Annotated in this window: 21 protein-coding genes; 6 read left to right on the forward strand and 15 right to left on the reverse strand. The window is 71.5% G+C overall.

What is annotated here, in order from left to right; all coding sequences use genetic code 11:
* Positions 1 to 116 precede the first annotated feature (116 nt).
* Complete coding sequence (locus NE234_RS10810; protein ID WP_252778763.1) at positions 117 to 1,322, forward strand: epoxide hydrolase family protein; 1,206 nt, start codon at positions 117 to 119, stop codon at positions 1,320 to 1,322.
* An 18-nt stretch (positions 1,323 to 1,340) separates the two neighbouring features.
* On the opposite strand, the gene NE234_RS10815 is transcribed toward NE234_RS10810, so the two are convergent.
* The 6 genes from NE234_RS10815 to NE234_RS10835 all read right to left on the reverse strand — a co-directional run bounded on the left by NE234_RS10815 (position 1,341) and on the right by NE234_RS10835 (position 5,189).
* Positions 1,341 to 2,198 (reverse strand): class I SAM-dependent methyltransferase, encoded by an 858-nt coding sequence (locus tag NE234_RS10815; RefSeq protein WP_252778764.1) that lies wholly within the window; start codon positions 2,196 to 2,198, stop codon positions 1,341 to 1,343.
* Between the two features lie 22 nt (positions 2,199 to 2,220).
* Entirely contained in the window at positions 2,221 to 2,565 is a 345-nt protein-coding gene (locus NE234_RS10820) for a VOC family protein (protein ID WP_252778765.1), read from the reverse strand.
* Position 2,566: 1 nt separating this feature from the next.
* On the reverse strand, positions 2,567 to 2,746 hold the full coding sequence (locus NE234_RS10825) for a hypothetical protein (protein ID WP_252778766.1): 180 nt from the start codon (positions 2,744 to 2,746) through the stop codon (positions 2,567 to 2,569).
* A 68-nt stretch (positions 2,747 to 2,814) separates the two neighbouring features.
* Positions 2,815 to 2,949: a hypothetical protein gene (locus tag NE234_RS44260; protein WP_256528523.1), complete on the reverse strand. Its 135-nt coding sequence runs from the start codon at positions 2,947 to 2,949 to the stop codon at positions 2,815 to 2,817.
* Between the two features lie 144 nt (positions 2,950 to 3,093).
* Positions 3,094 to 4,317 (reverse strand): serine hydrolase domain-containing protein, encoded by a 1,224-nt coding sequence (locus NE234_RS10830; RefSeq protein WP_252778767.1) that lies wholly within the window; start codon positions 4,315 to 4,317, stop codon positions 3,094 to 3,096.
* A gap of 407 nt (positions 4,318 to 4,724) precedes the next feature.
* The gene (locus tag NE234_RS10835; RefSeq protein ID WP_252778768.1) at positions 4,725 to 5,189 is read right to left on the reverse strand and encodes an ATP-binding protein; all 465 of its coding nucleotides are present in this window, start codon (positions 5,187 to 5,189) and stop codon (positions 4,725 to 4,727) included.
* Positions 5,190 to 5,358: 169 nt separating this feature from the next.
* On the opposite strand from NE234_RS10835, the gene NE234_RS10840 reads away from it, so the two are divergent.
* Both NE234_RS10840 and NE234_RS45875 read left to right on the forward strand, forming a co-directional pair.
* A complete protein-coding gene (locus NE234_RS10840) occupies positions 5,359 to 6,171 on the forward strand; it encodes a helix-turn-helix domain-containing protein (protein WP_252778769.1) in 813 nt (270 codons plus the stop codon).
* A complete protein-coding gene (locus NE234_RS45875) occupies positions 6,171 to 6,269 on the forward strand; it encodes a DUF397 domain-containing protein (protein WP_406566973.1) in 99 nt (32 codons plus the stop codon). Before NE234_RS10840 ends, NE234_RS45875 begins: the two co-directional genes overlap by 1 nt.
* A gap of 50 nt (positions 6,270 to 6,319) precedes the next feature.
* On the opposite strand, the gene NE234_RS10845 is transcribed toward NE234_RS45875, so the two are convergent.
* Entirely contained in the window at positions 6,320 to 7,588 is a 1,269-nt protein-coding gene (locus NE234_RS10845; protein ID WP_252778770.1) for an MFS transporter, read from the reverse strand.
* A 108-nt stretch (positions 7,589 to 7,696) separates the two neighbouring features.
* On the opposite strand from NE234_RS10845, the gene NE234_RS10850 reads away from it, so the two are divergent.
* Positions 7,697 to 8,581, forward strand: coding sequence for a LysR family transcriptional regulator (locus tag NE234_RS10850; protein ID WP_252778771.1), 885 nt, complete (start codon positions 7,697 to 7,699; stop codon positions 8,579 to 8,581).
* 90 nt (positions 8,582 to 8,671) lie between these two features.
* Here NE234_RS10850 and NE234_RS10855 read toward each other — a convergent pair whose 3' ends face one another.
* A complete protein-coding gene (locus NE234_RS10855; RefSeq protein WP_252778772.1) occupies positions 8,672 to 9,265 on the reverse strand; it encodes a TetR/AcrR family transcriptional regulator in 594 nt (197 codons plus the stop codon).
* A gap of 103 nt (positions 9,266 to 9,368) precedes the next feature.
* Here NE234_RS10855 and NE234_RS10860 point away from each other — a divergent pair, with 103 nt between their 5' ends.
* Positions 9,369 to 10,322, forward strand: coding sequence for an NAD(P)-dependent alcohol dehydrogenase (locus tag NE234_RS10860; protein WP_252778773.1), 954 nt, complete (start codon positions 9,369 to 9,371; stop codon positions 10,320 to 10,322).
* 55 nt (positions 10,323 to 10,377) lie between these two features.
* Here NE234_RS10860 and NE234_RS10865 read toward each other — a convergent pair whose 3' ends face one another.
* Positions 10,378 to 10,950 carry a TetR/AcrR family transcriptional regulator gene (locus NE234_RS10865; RefSeq protein WP_252778774.1) on the reverse strand — a complete coding sequence of 191 codons (573 nt, stop codon included), beginning with the start codon at positions 10,948 to 10,950 and terminating at the stop codon, positions 10,378 to 10,380.
* 107 nt (positions 10,951 to 11,057) lie between these two features.
* Here NE234_RS10865 and NE234_RS10870 point away from each other — a divergent pair, with 107 nt between their 5' ends.
* The gene (locus NE234_RS10870) at positions 11,058 to 12,020 is read left to right on the forward strand and encodes a zinc-dependent alcohol dehydrogenase family protein (RefSeq protein ID WP_252778775.1); all 963 of its coding nucleotides are present in this window, start codon (positions 11,058 to 11,060) and stop codon (positions 12,018 to 12,020) included.
* 33 nt (positions 12,021 to 12,053) lie between these two features.
* On the opposite strand, the gene NE234_RS10875 is transcribed toward NE234_RS10870, so the two are convergent.
* The 6 genes from NE234_RS10875 to NE234_RS10900 form a co-directional block, all read right to left on the reverse strand.
* Positions 12,054 to 13,328, reverse strand: coding sequence for a glutamate-5-semialdehyde dehydrogenase (locus tag NE234_RS10875; RefSeq protein WP_252778776.1), 1,275 nt, complete (start codon positions 13,326 to 13,328; stop codon positions 12,054 to 12,056).
* 26 nt (positions 13,329 to 13,354) lie between these two features.
* Entirely contained in the window at positions 13,355 to 14,542 is a 1,188-nt protein-coding gene (gene proB, locus NE234_RS10880; protein ID WP_406566975.1) for a glutamate 5-kinase, read from the reverse strand.
* An 18-nt stretch (positions 14,543 to 14,560) separates the two neighbouring features.
* Entirely contained in the window at positions 14,561 to 15,991 is a 1,431-nt protein-coding gene (obgE, locus tag NE234_RS10885) for a GTPase ObgE (protein ID WP_252778777.1), read from the reverse strand.
* Positions 15,992 to 16,074: 83 nt separating this feature from the next.
* A complete protein-coding gene (gene rpmA / locus NE234_RS10890) occupies positions 16,075 to 16,332 on the reverse strand; it encodes a 50S ribosomal protein L27 (RefSeq protein WP_252778778.1) in 258 nt (85 codons plus the stop codon).
* Between the two features lie 9 nt (positions 16,333 to 16,341).
* Positions 16,342 to 16,656 (reverse strand): 50S ribosomal protein L21, encoded by a 315-nt coding sequence (rplU, locus tag NE234_RS10895; RefSeq protein ID WP_252778779.1) that lies wholly within the window; start codon positions 16,654 to 16,656, stop codon positions 16,342 to 16,344.
* A 211-nt stretch (positions 16,657 to 16,867) separates the two neighbouring features.
* On the reverse strand, positions 16,868 to 19,612 hold the full coding sequence (locus NE234_RS10900) for an Rne/Rng family ribonuclease (RefSeq protein WP_252778780.1): 2,745 nt from the start codon (positions 19,610 to 19,612) through the stop codon (positions 16,868 to 16,870).
* Between the last annotated feature and the right edge of the window lie 59 nt (positions 19,613 to 19,671).

Raw genomic sequence — 19,671 nt, forward strand, 5'->3', positions numbered from 1 at the left:
CCCCGCGGCCTCGGGCGTTCGCGACGGGCCGCACCACGGCCTACCGCAACTCCTGACCGTAACTCCCGCAATCTCGAACATGGGGGCGGCGACGACCCGTCTCTAGGGTTTCGGGCATGACCGACCTTCTCGCGGGCGAGGCGACGGCGGAGCCCGAGATCGAGCCGTTCGCCGTTCACATTCCCGATCACGACCTGGCTGATCTGCGTGTTCGCCTGGACCGGGTCCGGCTTCCCGAACCCGAGACGGTGCCGGACGCCACGCAAGGTATCGAGCTACAGCGGCTCACGGCATTGCTGGATGCCTGGCGAGAGCACGACTGGCGCGCACGGGAAGCCCAGTGGAATGCGATTCCGCATTACCGCGCACGTCTCAACGGGCTGGGTATCGCGTTCTGGCATGTTCGCTCACCCGAGCCGACGGCGCTGCCGCTGCTGATGACACACGGCTGGCCCGGCTCGGTGCTCGAGTTCGAGAACGTGATCGGGCCGCTCAGTGATCCGGTCGCCCACGGCGGCTCGGCGCGTGACGCCTTCCATGTGGTCGTACCGTCGCTGCCGGGATTCGGGTTCAGTGGCCGTCCACGTGAGCGGGGCTGGCACCCGGGCCGCGTCGCGCGGGCGTGGGCCGAGTTGATGACCGTGCTCGGCTACCCGCGTTTCGGGGCGCACGGTGGGGATTGGGGTGCCGCTGTGAGCACCGAACTGGCGCGTCTTGTCCCTGAGCGTGTCGAAGGCCTGCACCTGACGATGCCGTTGGCCTCTCCCCTGCCGGAGGACCGGATCTCACCCGACCCGGCGGAGAAGCGCCTGCTGGACCGGCGTGACCTGCATCTGGCGGACGGCTACGGCTTCGGAATGCTGATGAGCACACGCCCGCAGACGCTCGGCTACTCCCTGCTCGACTCACCTGCCGGCCTGGCCGCGTGGCTGGGCGAGAAGTTCGCCGCCTACTCGGACACCCGACCCGAGGTCGGAGGCGGCGTGAGCCTGTCGCAGCAGGTCGACAACATCGCGCTGTACTGGCTGACCGGCACCGGCGCCTCCACTGCCCGGTGGTACTGGGAGGCGATGCGATGGATGCCACACAGCGCGGAGGAGGAGAACGCACAACCGGTGACCGTCCCCACCGCCTGCTCGCTGTTCCCGGCCGATCCCTGGCCGGCCGCACGCCGCTGGGCGCAGCGCCGCTACCTCGATCTGCGCTCGTGGCACGAACTCGACCGCGGCGGCCACTTTCCGGGGCTGGAACAGCCGGCTCTTCTGGTATCCGAGATCAGAGACGCGTTCCGTCATACGCGAGAAGAGCCGGCCGCTCCCTGAAAGCCGTGGCGGCGAGGATCAGGTGGTGGCCAGCAGCAGGTCCTCTCCGCTCGACGGGCGGAGGCCGTCGGCGCGATCGGCGAAGTAGCGATCGGCGTGCGACTCCCCTGACACGTGCCGGACGTCCTTGAAGCCGGCCTCGCGGGCCAGCGCGAGCATCTCGGACGGGGTGTAGAAGCTGATGAACGGCGTTCCGGACGCCTGCGCGCCCTCCTTACTCGCCCGGAGACCGGGCCGGTCGGCCTCGTCGAGGAGCTCGAACGGCAGCAGGAAGCTCATCGCGAGCGTCGAGCCGGACGTGAGCCCGGCGACCTGGCGCAGGGTGGCCACGGTGGCGTCCTTGGTGAGGTACATGCTGACGCCGGTGGAGACGATGACCGCCGGCCGGCCGGCATCGAAGCCGGCGGCGACCACCTGCTCCAGCCAGTCTTCGCTCGCCTCGAAGTCGACCGGCACCAGGCGCAGCCCGTCGGGGATCCCGTAGCCGAGTTCGACGAGGCGATGGCGCTTCCATGCCTGCGGATCGGGCCGGTCGACCTCGAAGATCCGCAGGCGGGCGGCGAGCTCCGGCCTGCGCTGGGCGAAGGTGTCCAGGCCGGCGCCCAGGATGACGTACTGGGCGACGCCGCGATCGGCCTGCTCGGCGACCAGGTCCTCGATGAACCGGGCCCGGGCCACGATGGCCGCCCGAAACCCCCGGGTGGCCTGCGGGTCCATGTCCGGGCGGTCACGCCACCCGTCGCCGGGCGCCGCGAGCCGCAGGCCGATCTCGTCCTCGACCACATGAGGCGGCGGGTCGACCTGAAGGTGCAACGCCCGCCAGAGGGCGGTCCGCACCGCGGTGTCGTCCGGCGCCGCGGTCTGCTCGTCCGTCATGATGTCCCCCTTCCCGCCGCGGTCAGTGCCCGGCGGGAGCCTGGAGGGTCCACAGACGTCCGTCGGGATCGCGGACGGTCATCTCCCTGGTCCCGTAATGGGTCTCTTCGAACGGCGTGACCACCTCGACGGCCGGGTCGGGACGGAACGCGTCCGCGTCCGGCGTCTTGAAGACGATCCGCGTCTGCGGCTCTCGGTCCTCGGGGACCTCGGCGATGAACACGTACGGGCCGTCCCCGTTGCGGAACTGGCCGGAGCTGTGGTCCGTCTCGAACTCCAACTCGTAACCCAGCGCCTGGAAGAACTTCGCCGCCCTGCCCCAGTTGTGGGTCTCCAGGAACACGGCCTCGATTCCTTCGGTCGACATGTCAGCTCTCCTGCTCCTTCGATCGCTCTTCGTGCTCATGGGCGTCATCGAGGTAGACCCGCAACGCGTCGGCGACCAGCGCCGACAACGACATGCCCGACTCGATGGCGCGGTACTTGACCTGCTTGATCAGCCCGACCGGCAGGTACACGTTGAACTGCTTGACGTCCTCATCACCCACGAGCAGATGCTAGCACTCTAGAATGCTAGCAAGCTAGATCGAGGATGCTCTCTGGGCCGTGAGGGAGTTCACGCCGCGACCGCCTCGGGGCGTTCGACGTGCCGGACGATCTCATCCAGCAGCGAGCCGCCGCTCGGCGTGGTGCCGTCCTCGTTGACCACCGTGGCCACCGGCGATTCGCACGAGGCGTCGGGCTCGACCAAGGCCGCATGTTCCCGCAAGGCCTTTGCTCTGCTTACGCGGAGTAGGCACTGGACCAGTCCAGGTGCATACCCCGCGTAAGCAGAGCAAAGAGCGGTGGAGAAGGGGACGGCTTGCGTGGGCTGGGCGCGCCCTGAAGACACGCCTCAGCGGGATTCGGAGGAGCCGCTCTCACACAGGGCCGTGGTGACGGCGGTGCGCATGTCGGCGTCCTGGGCGTCGCTGCCGCCCGGGTCGAGATTCGCCATCACGGTCACCGCCCGGCCGCTGGGCGTGACACCGCCCATCGTCTCGAACCCGAAGATGTCACCGTCGTGTCCCCAGTACAGACCGCCGCAGGGCAGCGGCCTGCTCTGCAGGCCCAGGCCGTAGGCGCGCCCGGACGAGTCGCCGGTCGGCCGGGTGGTCATCATGGCCCGTAGCTCGGCAGGGCGCAGCAGACGCCCGTTCACCAGGGCGCCGAGGAACCGGTCGAGGTCGGCTCCGCTGGAGATCATCGCGCCGGAGGCGCCCGCGACCGAGGGGTTGAACGCGGTCACGTCGACGAGGCCGGAGGATCCCGGCTTGGCGTATCCCCGTGGGTGCGTGCCGGAGATGCCCGGCTCGTCGCCGGGAACCGAGGTATCGCGCAGGCCGAGCCTGCGGCTGACGCGCCGGTCGATCTCCTGGCCGTAGGGATGGCCGGTGACGTTCTCGATGAGCATCCCGGCCAGCAGGTAGTTGGTGTTGGAGTACTTCCAGCCGGTCCCGGGCGCGAACAGCGACGGGTGGGCGAGGGCGATGCCCACGAGGTCCCGCGGGTCATGGTGGGCGAGGGGATCGTTCAGGATCTGCTGCGGGGTCAGGTAGCTCAGATAGTCGGGCAGGCCGCTGGTGTGCTGCAGGAGCTGCCGCACCGTGATGTCACGGCCGTCGTTGCCGTTCCCCCTGATCACGCCGGGCAGGTACCGCTCGACCGGCGCGTCGAGCGCGACCCTGTGCTCGCCCACGAGTTGCAGCACCACGGTGGCGACGAACATCTTCGTCATGCTGCCGATGCGGAACCGGCTACCGCCCGCCATCGGCGCGCGGGTTCCGGTGTCCGCGGCGCCGCTCGTCATCACCGTACGGCCGTGCGCGTCGCTCACCTCGGCCAGCGCTCCCGGCGCCCCGTCCACGGCGGTCAACCGCTGCAGGATCTCACGCACGTCGGCGTACGGCGCGGCGGCCGGCGCGGCGGCGCGGGCCCGCGCGGCCGCAGTGGTGGAGCCGGTGGTCTGCACCGCGATCGCCGAACCGCACGCGCTCATCGTCATCACCGCCGCGGCGGCGACCGTGGCGCCGACCATACGGGTGTACCTGGGCATCTCGTCCTCCTTGATCTTGGTCATCACGCTAAGACGCCTTCACCAGGCACGCGTCCTCCCGAGAGCGGGCTCTCGCGTCGTCCTCTGGTGCCACACCGACCCCGGTGCCCCCTGTGGTCTCAGCCGTGGTGTCGTCAGGGTGCGGGCGTCCGCCGGGTAGGCCGGCCGGCGCCGGTCCGGGTCTTCTCGCACGACGCGGACCTGTGACTTCCCGACAGGCCCAGGACGTCTGACCTACCCTGGCCGGCCGGCGTGAAGGATCAGGGTGAAGGCTCAGACGCGCACCCGCCGTCTCAGTCTGATTCAACGGCACAAGGCTCAAGCCCACGAGACGCCGATCACGGCTTCTCCTCTCCCCCACGTACGGGTCGCCGCCACCGCCGCGTGATCCCTGACCGTTGCTGTTGCTACGGCGCAGCGAATGCCAGGGATCAAGGGCGGTGAGCCCCTCCCGGAGGGAGACGAGCCCATACGATCTTTCCACCGCCTTTCATTCTCGGTATTCGCCGGGAGCCCCAGCTCTCGGCGAGCCGGGAGATGATGAAGAGCCCTTTCCCGCTCGTGGAGAGGAGGAATTCGTCGCCTTCGGCGAGACTCCTCGGCTGGGGCAGCGTCCAGGACGGATCCCAGACCTCGATGAGAGGACTGCCGGCGTTCCAGCAGAGCATGAGCTTGAAGAACTCCGCCGCGGGAACGTGGACGTAGGCGTTGGTGATGAGCTCCGAGGCGATCAGAGTCGCGTCGTCCACCAGATCAGGACACTTTTCGACGATCATGCGGTGCTCGATGAAGGTACGGGCGATGTCGGCCGCCTGAGGCACCGGCCGAAGGGTCACGACGGTCTTCCGATCACCGTCGTCCATCACCGTCTCGATCGGGCTCACCATCGCATCCATGGCCACCCACCCTTATCTGCCATATTTCAGGCTGTTCGGTCCATTCTGCGCCTTGTCTGCCATCCGAGGCCATTCCCGGATGCAATCAGAAGCGCTGACTTAGATTTTGGACCGCACTATGGGAGAGGCGTAATCTCTCCTGGAGACACTGGAGAGATTCGGGGGCCACATGACCGAGGGAATCAAGCTCGATCCGGACTCCGATCCGTGGGACAAGATAACGCTCGACCTGCAATTCCATGCCAAGAAGTCCAATATGTCCTACAGGCATGTCGCGAGACTGCTGGGCCGTAGCTACTCCAATGTCTCCAACATCATGACGGGGCGCCGGAGAATCAAGGAGGAGGATGCGGCGAAGCTGGACGCGCACTGGGAGCTGGGCCAACACTTCACCTGGCTGCTCAAACAGGCCAGGAGACAGGCCAACCACGACCGCGAGTGGTTCAAGGCGTATCTGGGGCATGAGGCGGCAGCGGACACGATCAAGACCTACGAAGCCTTGGCGGTTCCAGGGCTGTTCCAGCTCCCCGAGTACGCCGCCGCCCTGATCGGCGCCCTGGGCACCCAGGACGTCGAAGAGCAGGTGGCCAGGCGAATGGCCAGGCAGGTCATCCTCAGCAAGCGGTCTCCGCCGACGATCTGGGCGTTGCTCTCCCAGAACGCACTCGACTGGCCCGTTGGCGGATCGGAAGTCATGCGCAACCAGCTCGCGCACCTCCTCGGCCTGGCAGAGCTACCGAACGTGGGCCTCAGAGTGGTGCCTCGAAGCGCCGGGGCGCACGCAGGGTTCAGCGGCAGCTTCACGCTCCTCTTCGGAGAGTCCGGAGACGTCGCTCACACTGAAGCCTCAGGCAGAGGGCGTCTCGTGGAGTCTCCGTCCGAAGTCCGGGAGTACTGGGACAGATACGATCGAATCGGCCAATCAGCGCTGCCGGAACGCGCGTCACTCGAGCTGATCGAGAAGTTGATGAAGGAGCTGTGATGCAGGAACTCATCACGGACGATGGCTGGCGGAAGTCCTCCCGTAGCGGGAACGAGGGTACGAGCAACTGCGTTGAAGTCAGGCTGCAAGACATCTGATCGGCCGAACCGGGGAACCCACGACTCCCCAGTCGTGGGTTCCTCACGTTTCAGGAGCGGCGGCCGCCGAGTGCCAGGGTGAGGCCCGCGACCAGGCAGAGCGCCGCGGCCACGGCGAACGCCGTACCGCTCGCCAGGCCGCCCATCACCGCGACGCCGAGGGTGGCGCCGACCTGGCGGACCGCGTTGAGCAGGCCGCTCGCCACGCCGGCCGCGCCCTCGGGCGCCGCCTGGACGACTCCGGTGACCAGGGCGGGCAGGGAGAAGGACACGCCGAAGCCGAGCAGGAGCATGCCGAGCCAGGGCACCGAGGGCGCGGCGAGGCAGCCGAGGGTCAGCAGGGTCAGCCCGGCCAGGACCGGCGGGCGCGGCCCGTACCTCGCGACCAGCCGGCCGGTGACCAGCGGGTTGAACGCCGTCGGCAGCGTCAGCGGCAGGAACGCCAGACCGGTGGCCACCGGTCCCAGGTGACGCTGCAGCGACAGGGTCAGCACGAACAGGCCGCCCGACAGCGCGAAGTTGACCGCCGCGCCCGCGATCAGGCCCCGGCGTACGCCCGGCTCGGCGATCACCGTGCCGGGGACGGCCGGGGACGCGCTGCGCCGTTCCACGACGACCATGATCAGGGCCAGGACGCCCGCCGCGACCGCCGAGACGACGCGCCGGTCGACGATGGCGTCGGTGAGCACCGCCAGGAAGGCGCAGGCCACGAACTGCGCCCGCCAGTCGATCGCCCTCCCGGTCGCGGGCACCCGGATGCCGCGGACGAGCACGAGGCTCACCAGCGCGACCGGGACGTTCGCGAGGAACACCGCCCGCCAGCCGCCGACCGACACCAGCAGCCCGCCCACGACCGGGCCGGCCGCCAGCGCGCAGCCGGTGATCGCGGCCCAGGCGCCGAGGGCACGGCCGCGTTCGGCCGGAACGGGGTACAGCCGGGTGATGATCGCCAGCGAGCTCGGCAGGCAGAGCGCGCCCGCCGCGCCGAGCACGGCCCGCAGGACGACGAGGACGGGCAGGGTCGGCGCCGCCGCGCTGAGCAGGGACACCAGGCCGAACGCCGCGACCCCTGCGGCGAACACCCGGTGCGCCCCGAACCGGTCCGACACCGCGCCGGAGGTGGGCAGCAGCGCGGCGAACGTCACCGTGTAGCCGGTGACCGCCCACTGCAGCCCGGCGACCCCGCCGCCGAGCGAGGCGCGCAGGTCGGGCAGGGCGACGGTCAGGACGGTGGTGTCCAGCAGCACCAGGAAGTAGCCGAGCGAGAGACCGAACAGCCGGCTCGCCCGGGAGGAGATCGGAAGGGTTTCCGTTGACACGTGAGACTCCAGGAGGATGGGATGCACCCACGGTCGCGGCACCCGCCCGTCACCCTCCACCGGCGGCGGCGAACGCCCCGTTCGGCAGAACCGAAAGGCCAGGTCAGCGTGGAGTTTCGGCAGTTGCGCACGTTCCTCGCCGTCGCCGCCAAGGGCACCGTCACCGACGCGGCGATCGCCGTGGACCTCGCGCCGTCCTCCGTCTCGGAGCAGGTACGGGCGCTGGAGCGGTCGCTCGGGGTCTCCCTGTTCGACCGGACGCCCGAGGGCATGCGGCCGACCGAGGCCGGGCGGCGCATGACGACCTGGGCCCGGCGGCTGCTCGACCAGGCCGATCAGGCGCGCCGCGAGGTGACCGGCCGACCGGCCGTCGTACGGCTCGGCACCCTGGAGACGCTCGCCGCCACGCTGGTCCCCGACATCATCGAGCGGCTCGCGGCCCGCCGCCCGGATCTGGGCGTCGAGGTGTCGCCGCTGAACCGCCGGGACGTCCTCGCCGGCGTCGAGGACGGCTCACTCGACGCCGGGCTGCTTCTGGACAGCGGCCCAGCGGTGGGCGGCCTCGGGTTCGACGCGCCGCCGCGGCTGGACTTCCTCGACGTGGAGGAGGTCCCGCTGGCGTACGTCACGGCGCCCGGGGCGTCCCGTGACCGCCTGCTCGTCACGCCGCCGGGCTGCTCGTTCCGCATGATCGCCGACCGGGTGCTGGGCACCGACGGCGAACGCACCGAGCTGGGCTCGGTCACCGTCATCCACGGCTGGGCGCGCCGGGGCCTCGGCGCGGCCTTGCTGCCGGAGTTCGCCGTGGCCGAGGATCTCCGTTCGGGCGCGCTGGTCGGCCATCCGGTCGTGACGCCCGACATCGCGCTGCGCCTCGTCTGGCGGGCCGACCGCGAGGATTCCGTCCGCGAACTGCTGTACGCCGCGGCCGGCGGCGTTCGCGACACGGCCTGCCCGACCGGAGACGTACGGGCGGCAGCGGCGGCGGACTGAGCCCGGCCCGCGGGGAGCGATGGAGCGGTGATCCTTGATCGGCGTTCGGTGTGAGCCGGCCCTGCCGCCCGGTGGCCGCACTCGGGTTCCCTATGCGTTCTCGGCGGGCTGGAGGCGGATGCCTTCGATCGCGAGGTTCAGCAGCCGGCCCGCCTGCGCGTCGTCATCGTGGTGCTCGGTGGCCAGGGAAATGGCGTTGACCAGCGCGAGAAGGTCCTCGGCGCGAACGCCGGGACGGACGGCGCCCGCTTGTTGTGCTCGCTGCAGGAGTTCGCGCGCCGCAGCAGTGATCATTGCCTGGCAGCCTTCGTTCTGATCCAGCAGGTCGGCGTCCCGCCCGTCGTGAAGCAGCGAAGCGGCCAAGCCACGGCTGCCGGCCGCGTAGGCGGTGAGGTCACCCAGCCATGCCAAGAGCGCGGGGCCGGGCTCGCCCTCCTTGGCGCGTTGCGCCGCCTTGGCGCACAACTCCTCGACGCGGTCGTGGAAGACGGCTTCGAGAAGGGTTCGGCGGGAGGGGAAGAGCCGGTGCAGTGTCGCCGATCCCACCCCGGCTCGACGGGCGATCTCCTTCAGGGAGGCCCCGGCGCCCTGACATGCGAAGACCTCCCGGGCTGCGCCGAGGATGCGGTCGTAGTTGCGCTGGGCGTCCGCGCGCAGGGGCCGTCGTTCGGCGGTGTAGGCCATGGCGACCTCCGGGCTTTGACAAACGGGCTGGGGCTCCGGTTAGAGTAGCCGAACCATAAGTGGGCTACCGGCCCACTTATGGTCGAAACGATTGGGAGAGATCATGCGCGCCGTCCAATACACCCGTTTCGGCCCTCCCGAGGTGCTCCGTGTCAACGACCTGCCCACGCCTCAGCCGGGGCCGGGAGAGGTACTCGTCGAGGTCCGCGCCGCGAGCGTGGACGCCGGGGAACTGGCCTTCCGTGCGGGCAAGCTGCGCCGCATCAGCCGGGCCCGCTTCCCTCGTGGCGTGGGAAGCGACTTCGCCGGCCGCGTCGCGGCCGTGGGCTCCGGAGTTCACGCCTGGAGTGTGGGAGAGGAAGTGTGGGGGCTGATGCCGCACTTCACCTTCGGCGCCATCGCCGAGTACGTCACCGTTCCCGAACAGCGGCTCGCCCGAGCACCGAAGAACCTGCGGCTGCCGGAGGCCGCCGCCCTACCGGTGTCGGGCACCACCGCCATGACCGCACTGACGGACAAGGCCGGCCTCAGCAGCGGTGAACGGCTCCTGGTCCGCGGCGCCACAGGGGGCGTCGGCAGCATCGCCGTGCAACTGGGCAAAGCGCTCGGCGCCCACGTCACCGCGCTCGCCGGCGCCCGCAATCTTGCCTGGGTCACCGAACTCGGCGCCGACGTGGCCCTCGACTACCGTACGGCCCGGCCGCAGGATCTCGGCCACTTCGATGTGATCCTCGACGTCGTGGGTACCGACCTCGGGGCCTACCGGGCCCGGCTCAGCCAGCGTGGCCGCATGGTCGCGCTCGCCTTCGATCAGGACCGCATCCTGACCTCCATGGCCACCGCAGGGCTGCGGGCCGCCCTCTCACCCCGGCGGATGAAACTCTTCAGCAACAACCCCTCTCCCGCCCGGATCGCCGAGCTCACCGCCTCCGCCGAGGCGGGAATCATCCGCCCCGCGATCGATACCGTCTACCCGATCACCGGCATCGCAGAGGCCCACCGACGGCTCGAGGCCGGGGGCGTGCGCGGGAAGCTCGTCATCGACCTGCAGCGTTGACGAGGAGCCTCGGTTCGTCCTCGTCGTCGACCTCGCCGGGGTCGCGTGGCGGAGCTCACGGGGCCTGGAACGCCCGGATCATGAACGCGGCAAAGCGCCGGGAGGCCGCGACCTGGGCGGCCGTCGAGGTGGTATGGATGCCCCGGTTGGCCATGAGCATGAGGATCAGGTCGTCCAGGACGAAGTCGAGGCGCAGGCGGCCGGCCTCCTTGGCGCGGCGGGCCAGTTCGGCGATCGCGTCCAGCGTCTGCCTCCGGCCCGCGGCGAGATCGATCGCGTCGGGAAAGGTCGCCATGAAGGCGTCGGTGAAGCCCCGGTTACGCGCGTGCAGCTCGCAGAGCCTCTCGATGACGGCGCAGAAGCCGTGCCACGGATCCGGATCGGCACGCCCCTCCTCGACGATGGCGTGACACGCGTGCATCTCGTCCGTGAAGACCTCGGTGACCAGCAGCCGCTTGGTGGGAAAGCGGCGGTACAGGGTGGCGGGCCCGACTCCGGCGCGCCGGGCGATCTCCCGGATCGGCACGTCGAGACCTTCGGCGGCGTACAGCGCGCGGGCCGCGTCGAGGATGCGCTCGCGGTTGTCGAGGGCGTCGGATCGCAGGGAGTGAGGCAAACGGCCGGTCACCGGTCTCACTTTAGCCAACCGGACGGTGGCGTCCGTTAGCGTCCATCGGCATCCGGACGCACGGCGCCCGGAGCGGTCCCGATCGAGCCCAGACCATGGAGACGACATTGAAGGCAGTTGCGATTCAGGCATTCGGTGATCCCGAAGGCATGGCGGTCATCGACGTTCCCACCCCGGCTCCCGGCGGCGGACAGGTTCTGATCGCCACCGAGGCGATCGGCGTCGGCGGCGTCGACGCGGTGATCCGAAGCGGCGCCCTCGCGGCGTACGGCTTCACGGAGGGTCATGTTCCCGGAGGCGAGGTGGCGGGCACCGTCACCGCGGTCGGCGACGGCGTCGACGCGTCCTGGATCGGCCGGCGCGTGTGGGCGTTCACCGGCACGGGCGGCGGCTACGTCGAGCAGGTGATCGCCCCGGTCGAGGACGTCCTCCCCCTCCCAGAGAGCCTGTCCCCCGTCGACGCGGTGACCCTCGGCAGCTCCGGAGTGGTGGCCCACTTCGGGCTCTCCCACGCCCACTTCGCGCCCGGCGAGTCGGTGCTGGTACGCGGCGCTGCCGGCAGCATCGGGATCGCGGCGGTGCAGCTCGCGGCCCGTGGTGGCGCCGGCGCGGTGGCGGTCACGACGTCGTCGGCCGAGCGCGGCGACCGCCTGCGCGAACTCGGCGCGACCCATGTGCTGGACCGCTCCGGGAAGGGTGGCGAGGACGCTCCCGGGGCCTATGACGTCATCATCGACATCGTCGCCGGTGTGGACATGCCGGTGTTCTTCGACAGGCTCAACCCGAACGGCCGCCTGGTGGCCGTCGGCGCGGTCGGAGGGCAACCGCCGGCGGACTTCGGCGCGAAGCTGATGGCGGACTTCCAAAGGTCGCTGTCGTTCGCCACCTTCAGCGCCGCCACCGTGGCCGAAGCCGATCGGCGTACGGTGAGGACCGCGCAGTTCGCCGCCGCGAGCCGCGGCGAACTGCGCACGGTGGTGCACGAGCTGCTGCCCTTGGAGCAGGCCGTCCTGGCGCACCGGAAGATGGACGCCGGCGAGGTCTTCGGCAGGATCGTGCTGACGCCGTAGCCCCCGCCCCGCTCGCGTGGCCGTTCGCGGAGGTCAGGCGCCCTTGAGGTGGCCCTCGCCGGTGACGATGTACTTGGTCGAGGTCAGCTCGGGCAGGCCCATGGGGCCGCGGGCGTGGAGTTTCTGGGTGGAGATGCCGATCTCCGCGCCGAACCCGAACTCCTCGCCGTCGGTGAACCGCGTCGAGGCGTTCACCATGACGGCGGCCGAGTCGACGAGGGCCGTGAAGCGCCGCGCGGCGGACTGGGAGGTCGTCACGATCGCCTCGGTGTGCGCCGAGCCGTACCTCCGGATGTGCGCGACGGCGTCGTCGAGGGAGTCGACGACGGCGGCGGCGAGGTCGAGGGAGAGGTACTCGGTGCCCCAGTCCTCCTCGGTCGCCTCGACCACGGTCGCGCCCTCGCCCGCGTGCGCGCGGACCGCGGCGTCGCCGTGCACGGTGACGCCCTTCTCCCCCAGGGCCCGCAGCGCGCGCGGCAGGAACGCGTCGGCGATGTCGCGGTGCACGAGGACCGTCTCGGCGGCGTTGCACACCGACGGACGCTGCGTCTTGGCGTTGACGAGGATGTCCACGGCCATGTCCAGGTCGGCGGCCGCGTCGACGTACACGTGGCAGTTGCCGGTGCCGGTCTCGATGACCGGGACCGTCGACTCCTCGACCACCGAGTTGATCAGTGACGCGCCGCCCCGCGGGATCAGCACGTCGACCAGGCCGCGGGCCCGCATCAGGTGCTTGACGGAGTCGCGGTCGCGGCCGGGCACGAGCTGGATCGCGTCGGCCGGCACGCCGCCCCCGACGTCGGCGAGCGCCGCGCGCATGACCTCGACCAGCGCGGAGTTGGAGTCGTACGCCGAGGACGAGCCGCGCAGCAGCACCGCGTTGCCGCTCTTGAGGGTGAGCGCGGCGGCGTCGACGGTGACGTTCGGGCGGCCTTCGTAGATGATGCCGACCACGCCGAGCGGGACGCGGACCTGCCGCAGCTCCAGGCCGTTCGGCAGGGTGTAGCCGCGCACCGACTCCCCCACCGGGTCCGGCAGGGACGCGACGTGACGCACTGCGGCGGCGATCGCGGCGATCCGCTCGTCGGTCAGGCTCAGCCGGTCGATCATGTACTCGGAGGTGCCGGCCTCACGGGCGCGGGCGACGTCGGCGGCATTGGCCTCGACGATCCGCTCCGAGCCGGCCACGAGGGCGTCCGCGATGGCGTTCAGCGCGGCGTCCTTGACGGCGCGCGGCAGCGGGGCCAGCTCGGCGGCGGCCTGCCTGGCGCGCCGCGCCACCTCGAGAACCTGCTCCTGACTGCTCATCTGTCCTCCTCCTGGCCGCGCCGGACTCAGTCCCGGCGGGTCGCTGCCTGCTCGCCGACCAGGACGACCAGGTCGTCCCGGTGGATGATCTCGCGTTCGTACTCCGGGCCGAGCTCCCGCGCCAGCCAGCGCGTCGACCTGCCCATCAGGTCCGGGATCTCCGAAGCGTCGTAGTTGACCAGCCCGCGGGCGACGACGCGGCCGTCGTCGTCGCACAGGTCCACGGGGTCGCCCGCGCTGAAGTCGCCCTCCACGCCGGTCAGGCCGGCCGGCAGCAGCGACTTGCGGCGGCGGACCACGGCCTCGACCGCCCCCGGGTCCAGGCGCAGCCGTCCCTGCCCGGTCGTCGCGTGCGCCAGCCACAGGCGCCGCGTCGACGGCTGGACGCCCGCCGGGTGGAAGTACGTGCCGACGTTCTCGCCGGCGAGCGCGGGCCCGGCCGAGTCGGCGTTGGTCAGGACGACCGGGACGCCCGCGATGCGGGCCGCCTCGACCTTGGTCACCATGCCGCCGGTGCCGACCCGTCCCGAGCCGCCGAGGCGGACGCCGTCCAGGTCGGCGGGCTCGCGGACGTCCTGGATCCGCCGCGCGCCCGGCTCTCTCGGGTCGCCGGTGTAGAGGGCGTCCACGTCGGACAGCAGGATCAGCGCGTCGGCGCGGGTGAGGTGGGCGACGAGCGCGGCGAGCCGGTCGTTGTCGCCGAAGCGGATCTCGTCGGTGGCGACCGTGTCGTTCTCGTTGACGATCGGCACGACGCCGAAGGCGAGGAGCTGTTCGAGGGTGCGCTGGGCGTTGCGGTGGTGCGAGCGGCGCATCATGTCGTCGGCGGTCAGCAGCACCTGCCCGACGCACAGGCCGTACCGCGCGAAGGACTCGGTGTAACGGGCCACCAGCAGGCCCTGCCCCACGCTGGCCGCCGCCTGCTGCAGCGCCAGGTCGTGGGGCCGGGAGACCAGGCTCAGCGGGCCGAGCCCGGCGGCGATCGCGCCGGAGGAGACGAAGACGACCTCGCGGCCCCTGGCCCCGCCCGTACGGCCGTCGTCACGGCCCCTGGACGCGCCCGTACGGCCCTCGTCGCGGCGCCAGCCGGCGAGGACGTCGACGAGCGCGTCGATGCGGGCGGCGTCGATCGACCCGTCCGGGGTCGTCAGCGAGGACGACCCCGCCTTGACGACGATCCGCCGCGCGCGTGCGACCTCCTCACGCACGGCCACGTCCCCGCTCCGTCCTCATCAGCGGCCCTCCAGGCGCAGGTCGGTGCCGCGGCGGCCGAGAGGCTGCTCGGAACCGGCCAGCACCTCGGGCTCCCAGTCGAACACGATCGACTCCTCCTCGGAGCCGATGTAGACCGTGGCGCCGGGCTCGGCGCCGGCCTCGGCCAGGCGCTCCTCGACGCCGAGCCGGGCGAGCCGGTCGGCGAGGTAGCCGACGGCCTCGTCGTTGCTGAAGTCGGTCTGCCGCAGCCAGCGCACCGGCTTCTCGCCGGTCACGAGGTAGGACCCGTCGGGCAGGGCGCGCACCTCGAAGTCGGCGCCGCCGACGGGCGCGGGCCGGATGACCAGCCGGGTCGGCTCCTCCACCGGCAGCGCGGCGCGGTGGGCGGCCACCATCTCGGCCATCGCGAAGCTGAGCTCGCGCAGGCCCTCGTGGGTCGCGGCGGACACCTCGAACACCTTCAGCCCGCGCTTCTCGAACTCCGGGCGGACCAGCTCGGCCAGGTCGCGCGCGTCGGGCACGTCGACCTTGTTGAGCACGACGAGGCGCGGGCGGCCCGACAGCGGCTCGTCGCCGAGGCTGTCGTACGCGGTCAGCTCCGCCTCGATCACCTCGAAGTCCGACAGCGGGTCGCGGCCCGGTTCGAGGGTGGCGCAGTCGAGGACGTGGACGAGTGTGGAGGCCCGCTCGATGTGGCGCAGGAACTGCAGGCCGAGGCCCTTGCCCTGGCTGGCGCCCTCGATCAGTCCCGGCACGTCCGCGACCGTGTAGACCACCTCACCGGCGCTGACCACACCGAGGTTCGGGGTGAGCGTGGTGAACGGGTAGTCGGCGATCTTCGGTTTGGCCGCGGACAGCGCCGCGATCAGCGACGACTTGCCCGCGCTCGGGAACCCGACCAGCGCGACGTCCGCGACGGTCTTCAGCTCCAGTACGACGTCGGCCTCCTCGCCCGGCTCGCCGAGCAGGGCGAACCCGGGCGCCTTGCGCCGGGCGCTGGCCAGGGCGGCGTTGCCCAGGCCGCCGTGGCCGCCCTGGGCGATGACGAACCGGGTGCCGGCTCCGATGAGGTCGGCCAGCACCTCGCCGTCGCGGGTCTTGACGACCGTGCCGTTCGGCACGGGCAGCACGAGGTCCGTGCCGTTCGCGCCGTTCTTGTTCGACCCCTGGCCCTGCTTGCCGCCGGTCGCCTTGCGGCTGGGCCGGTGGTGGTAGTCGAGCAGGCTGGCGGTGTTGGCGTCGACCTCCAGGATGACGTCCCCGCCCCGCCCGCCGTTGCCGCCGTCGGGTCCGCCGAGCGGCTTGAACTTCTCCCGGTGCACGGAGGCGCAGCCGTGCCCTCCGTTGCCGGCCTGGACGTGCAGGACGACCCGGTCGATGAACTGCGCTCCCGGCGGCCCACTGTGACCGCGCCGCGCCGGCGCCGGCTGCGGCGTCTCGTCCGGCATGTCCTCCCCCTTCGTAAAGACGACGAGGGCGGGCCGATCAACGGCCCGCCCTCGTCCTGAAGAAACCTGTCGCGTCGGCGGACCTACTCCGCCGGCGGGACGATGCTCACGGCGCGACGGCCGCGGTAGCGGCCGAACTCCACCGCACCCGGGATCAGCGCGAACAGCGTGTCGTCGCCGCCACGGCCCACGCCCGGACCCGGGTGGAAGTGCGTGCCGCGCTGCCGGACGATGATCTCGCCGGCGTTGACGACCTGACCGCCGAACCGCTTGACGCCCAGACGCTGGGCGTTCGAGTCGCGGCCGTTACGGCTGGAGGACGCGCCCTTCTTGTGTGCCATGTCTGCGACCTACTTTCCGGCCTTGATACCGGTGACCTTGACCTGGGTGTACGGCTGGCGGTGACCCATGCGCCGCTTGTACCCGGTCTTGTTCCGGTAGTGCATGATGTTGATCTTCGGGCCCTTGGTCGCACCAAGGATCTCGGCGGTGACCTCGTACTTGGCCACCTCGCCGGGCGCGCTGACGACGTTGTCGCCGTCAACGACGAGCACGGCCGGGAGCGTCACCGTCGAGCCGACCTCACCGGCCACCTTGTCGACGGTGAGCACATCGTCGACGGCCACCTTCTCCTGCCTGCCGCCGCAACGGACGATCGCGTACACCGCGGAACCTTTCCTTTGCGTGCCTCGGGCACGACTAACCGAACAAGCTCAGTTTGGAAGCTGCTGCCCGCACCCTCCGAACACCGAGGGCCTCAGGCGCGCTAACAACGGCGCGGGAAAGCGCCGGATACCTAGAGTACCGGATTCCCCTGCCGAAGGTCGAACCGGCGGGCGCCCGGCCGTCCGGAGCGGACGACCGGGCGTCGCAGGCTCACTCCGCGGCGGCCTCGGACCTCGCCCGCGGGGACCGGCGCGTGCGCCGGCGGCGGCCGTTGGTCGAGGGCTCGGCCTCGAGCGCCTCGTGCCCGGCCTCCTCGGCCGCCGCAGGGGCCGTCTCGGCGGCCTCGGCGGGACGAGCCTCGGCGGCCCCCTGGTCGCCCTCCACCGGGCCGGACACGGCCTCCGCCGGCTCACCGGCACCGGCCGTCGCGGCCTCGGACTCGGCGGCCGCCTTCTCCGCCTCCGCGGCCCTGGCGTCCGCGCGGGCCGCGCGGCGCTCGGCGCGCGCGAGCTTGTCCTCGACCGCCTTCTCGACCTCGCCCTTGCGCTTCTTGCGGCGGCTGGGCGCGGCGGACTTGTCCGCCTTCGGCTCGACCGGCGAGAGGGTGACGTGGATGCCCCGGCCGTTGCAGCAGTCGCACGGCTCGGAGAACGACTCCAGCAGCCCGCCGCCGACCCGCTTGCGGGTCATCTGGACGAGCCCGAGCGAGGTCACCTCGGCGACCTGGTGCTTGGTACGGTCCCGCGACAGGCACTCGAGCATCCGGCGCAGCACCAGCTCGCGGTTGCTCTCGAGGACCATGTCGATGAAGTCGATGACGATGATGCCGCCGATGTCACGCAGCCGCAGCTGGTGCACGATCTCCTCGGCGGCCTCGAGGTTGTTGCGGGTGACCGTCTCCTCGAGGTTGCCGCCCTGCCCGGTGAACTTGCCGGTGTTGACGTCGACGACCGTCATCGCCTCGGTACGGTCGATCACCAGCGAGCCGCCGCTGGGCAGCCAGACCTTGCGGTCGAGCGCCTTGGCCATCTGCTCGTCGATCCGGTACGAGGTGAAGACGTCCTCGTCGTCGGTCCACTTGTGCAGCCGGTCGGCCAGGTGCGGGGCGACGTAGCCGACGTACTCCTCGACCATGTCCCACGCGTCCTCGCCCTGCACGACGAGCTTGGTGAAGTCCTCGTTGAAGATGTCGCGGACCACGCGGATGGTCAGGTCCGGCTCGCCGTACAGCATGGCCGGCGCGGACGCGGTCTTCGACTGACGCTTGATGTTCTCCCACTGGGCGGCCAGGCGGGAGACGTCGCGGGACAGCTCGTCCTCGGTCGCGCCCTCCGCCGCGGTGCGCACGATGACGCCGGCGTTCTCGGGCATGACCTTCTTGAGGATCTGCTTGAGCCGCGAGCGCTCCTTGTCGGGCAGCTTGCGGCTGATGCCGGTCATCGAGCCGTCCGGGACGTACACCAGGTAGCGGCCGGGCAGCGAGATCTGACTCGTCAGCCGGGCGCCCTTGTGCCCGACGGGGTCCTTGGTGACCTGCACCAGCACCGACTGGCCGGACTTCAGCGCCGACTCGATGCGGCGCGGCTGGCCCTCCAGGCCCGCGAGGTCCCAGTTGACCTCACCGGCGTACAGGACGGCGTTGCGCCCCTTGCCGATGTCGACGAACGCCGCCTCCATCGAGGGCAGGACGTTCTGCACCTTCCCGAGGTAGACGTTGCCGATGTAGGACTGGTGGCTCGACCGGTCGACGTAGTGCTCGACCAGGACCTTGTCCTCGAGCACGCCGATCTGCGTGCGATCGCCCTCCGAGCGGATCACCATGATGCGCTCGACCGACTCGCGCCGGGCGAGGAACTCCGACTCGGTCACGATCGGCGGGCGGCGGCGGCCCTGCTCCCGGCCCTCCCGGCGGCGCTGCTTCTTGGCCTCCAGCCGGGTCGAGCCCTTGACGGCCTGCACCTCGTCCTCGACGACGCGCGGCTCGCGGACGTGGACGACGGTGTTCGGCGGGTCGTCGGGCGAGATGTCCTCGGTGTCGGCCCCGACGCTGCGGCGGCGACGACGGCGCCGGCGGCGGGTACCGCCGCCCTCGCCCTGCTCGTCGTCGGCGGCGTCCTGCTCGGGCTCCTCCTCGGCCTGCTTCGACCCGGCCTCGGCCTCAGGCTCGTCCTCGCCCCGGCCGGTCTCCTCGGCCTCCTGGCCGTCACGCGCCTTGCCCCGGCCCCGGCCGCCCCGGCGGCGGCGACGGCGGCCGGAACGGTCCGTGCCGTCCTCGTCCTCGTCCTGCTCGTCCTCCGGCTCCTCGGGGGCCGGCGGGGTCTCGACCTTCGTCTCGGTCTTGGCCTTCTCGGCCTTTTCGGCCTTCGGCTGCGCCTCGGCGCGGGACCGCGAGCGCGGCGCCGCCTGCTCCTCGTCGGGCAGCTGCGGCGGCTGGAAGATGACCATCGGCGGCTGGAACGCGGCCTCGGGAACGGCGGGCGGCGGCCCGGCGGGCCTGGTCGCCGCCCCGGCCGGGGCCGACGGCTCCGGCGCCGACGGCGTGGTCTGCTCGGTCTGCGCGGCGGGCTCGGGCGCGGGCTCCGGCGCAGCGGAGGCGGCCTTGCGGGTCCGGCGGGTACGCGCGGGCTTGGACGCGCTCGCGGCGCTCGGGGCGTCTTCGCCCTTGGCGCTCGGGGCGTCCCCGCCCGGCGCGCTCGTCGCGGCGTCGCCCGGGGCGCCGCCGGTCGCCGCGTCGCTCTCCGCCGCCGGCGGGGCGGCGGACGTGACCGCCTCCGCGGACGCCGCAGCCGCGGGCCGGGTCACCGGCCGCGGAGTGGTGTCCTCCTCAGGCTCGGGCGGAGGGCCCGCCGGGCGGCTCGCGCGCCGCGGGCGGGTGGTCTTCTTGGGCTGTTCGCCGGCTTCAGGGCCGTTGTCCGCGGTGCCGCCGGTGGCGTCACCGAACTCCTTGTCAAGCATGCGGGCTGTCTCCCGTCAGGCTCCCGGGCGCGACCCGCGAAGGGTGCGCCGCACAGGAA

Origin of the sequence: Actinoallomurus rhizosphaericola (assembly GCF_024055675.1) — a bacterium.
GTDB lineage: Bacteria > Actinomycetota > Actinomycetes > Streptosporangiales > Streptosporangiaceae > Actinoallomurus > Actinoallomurus soli.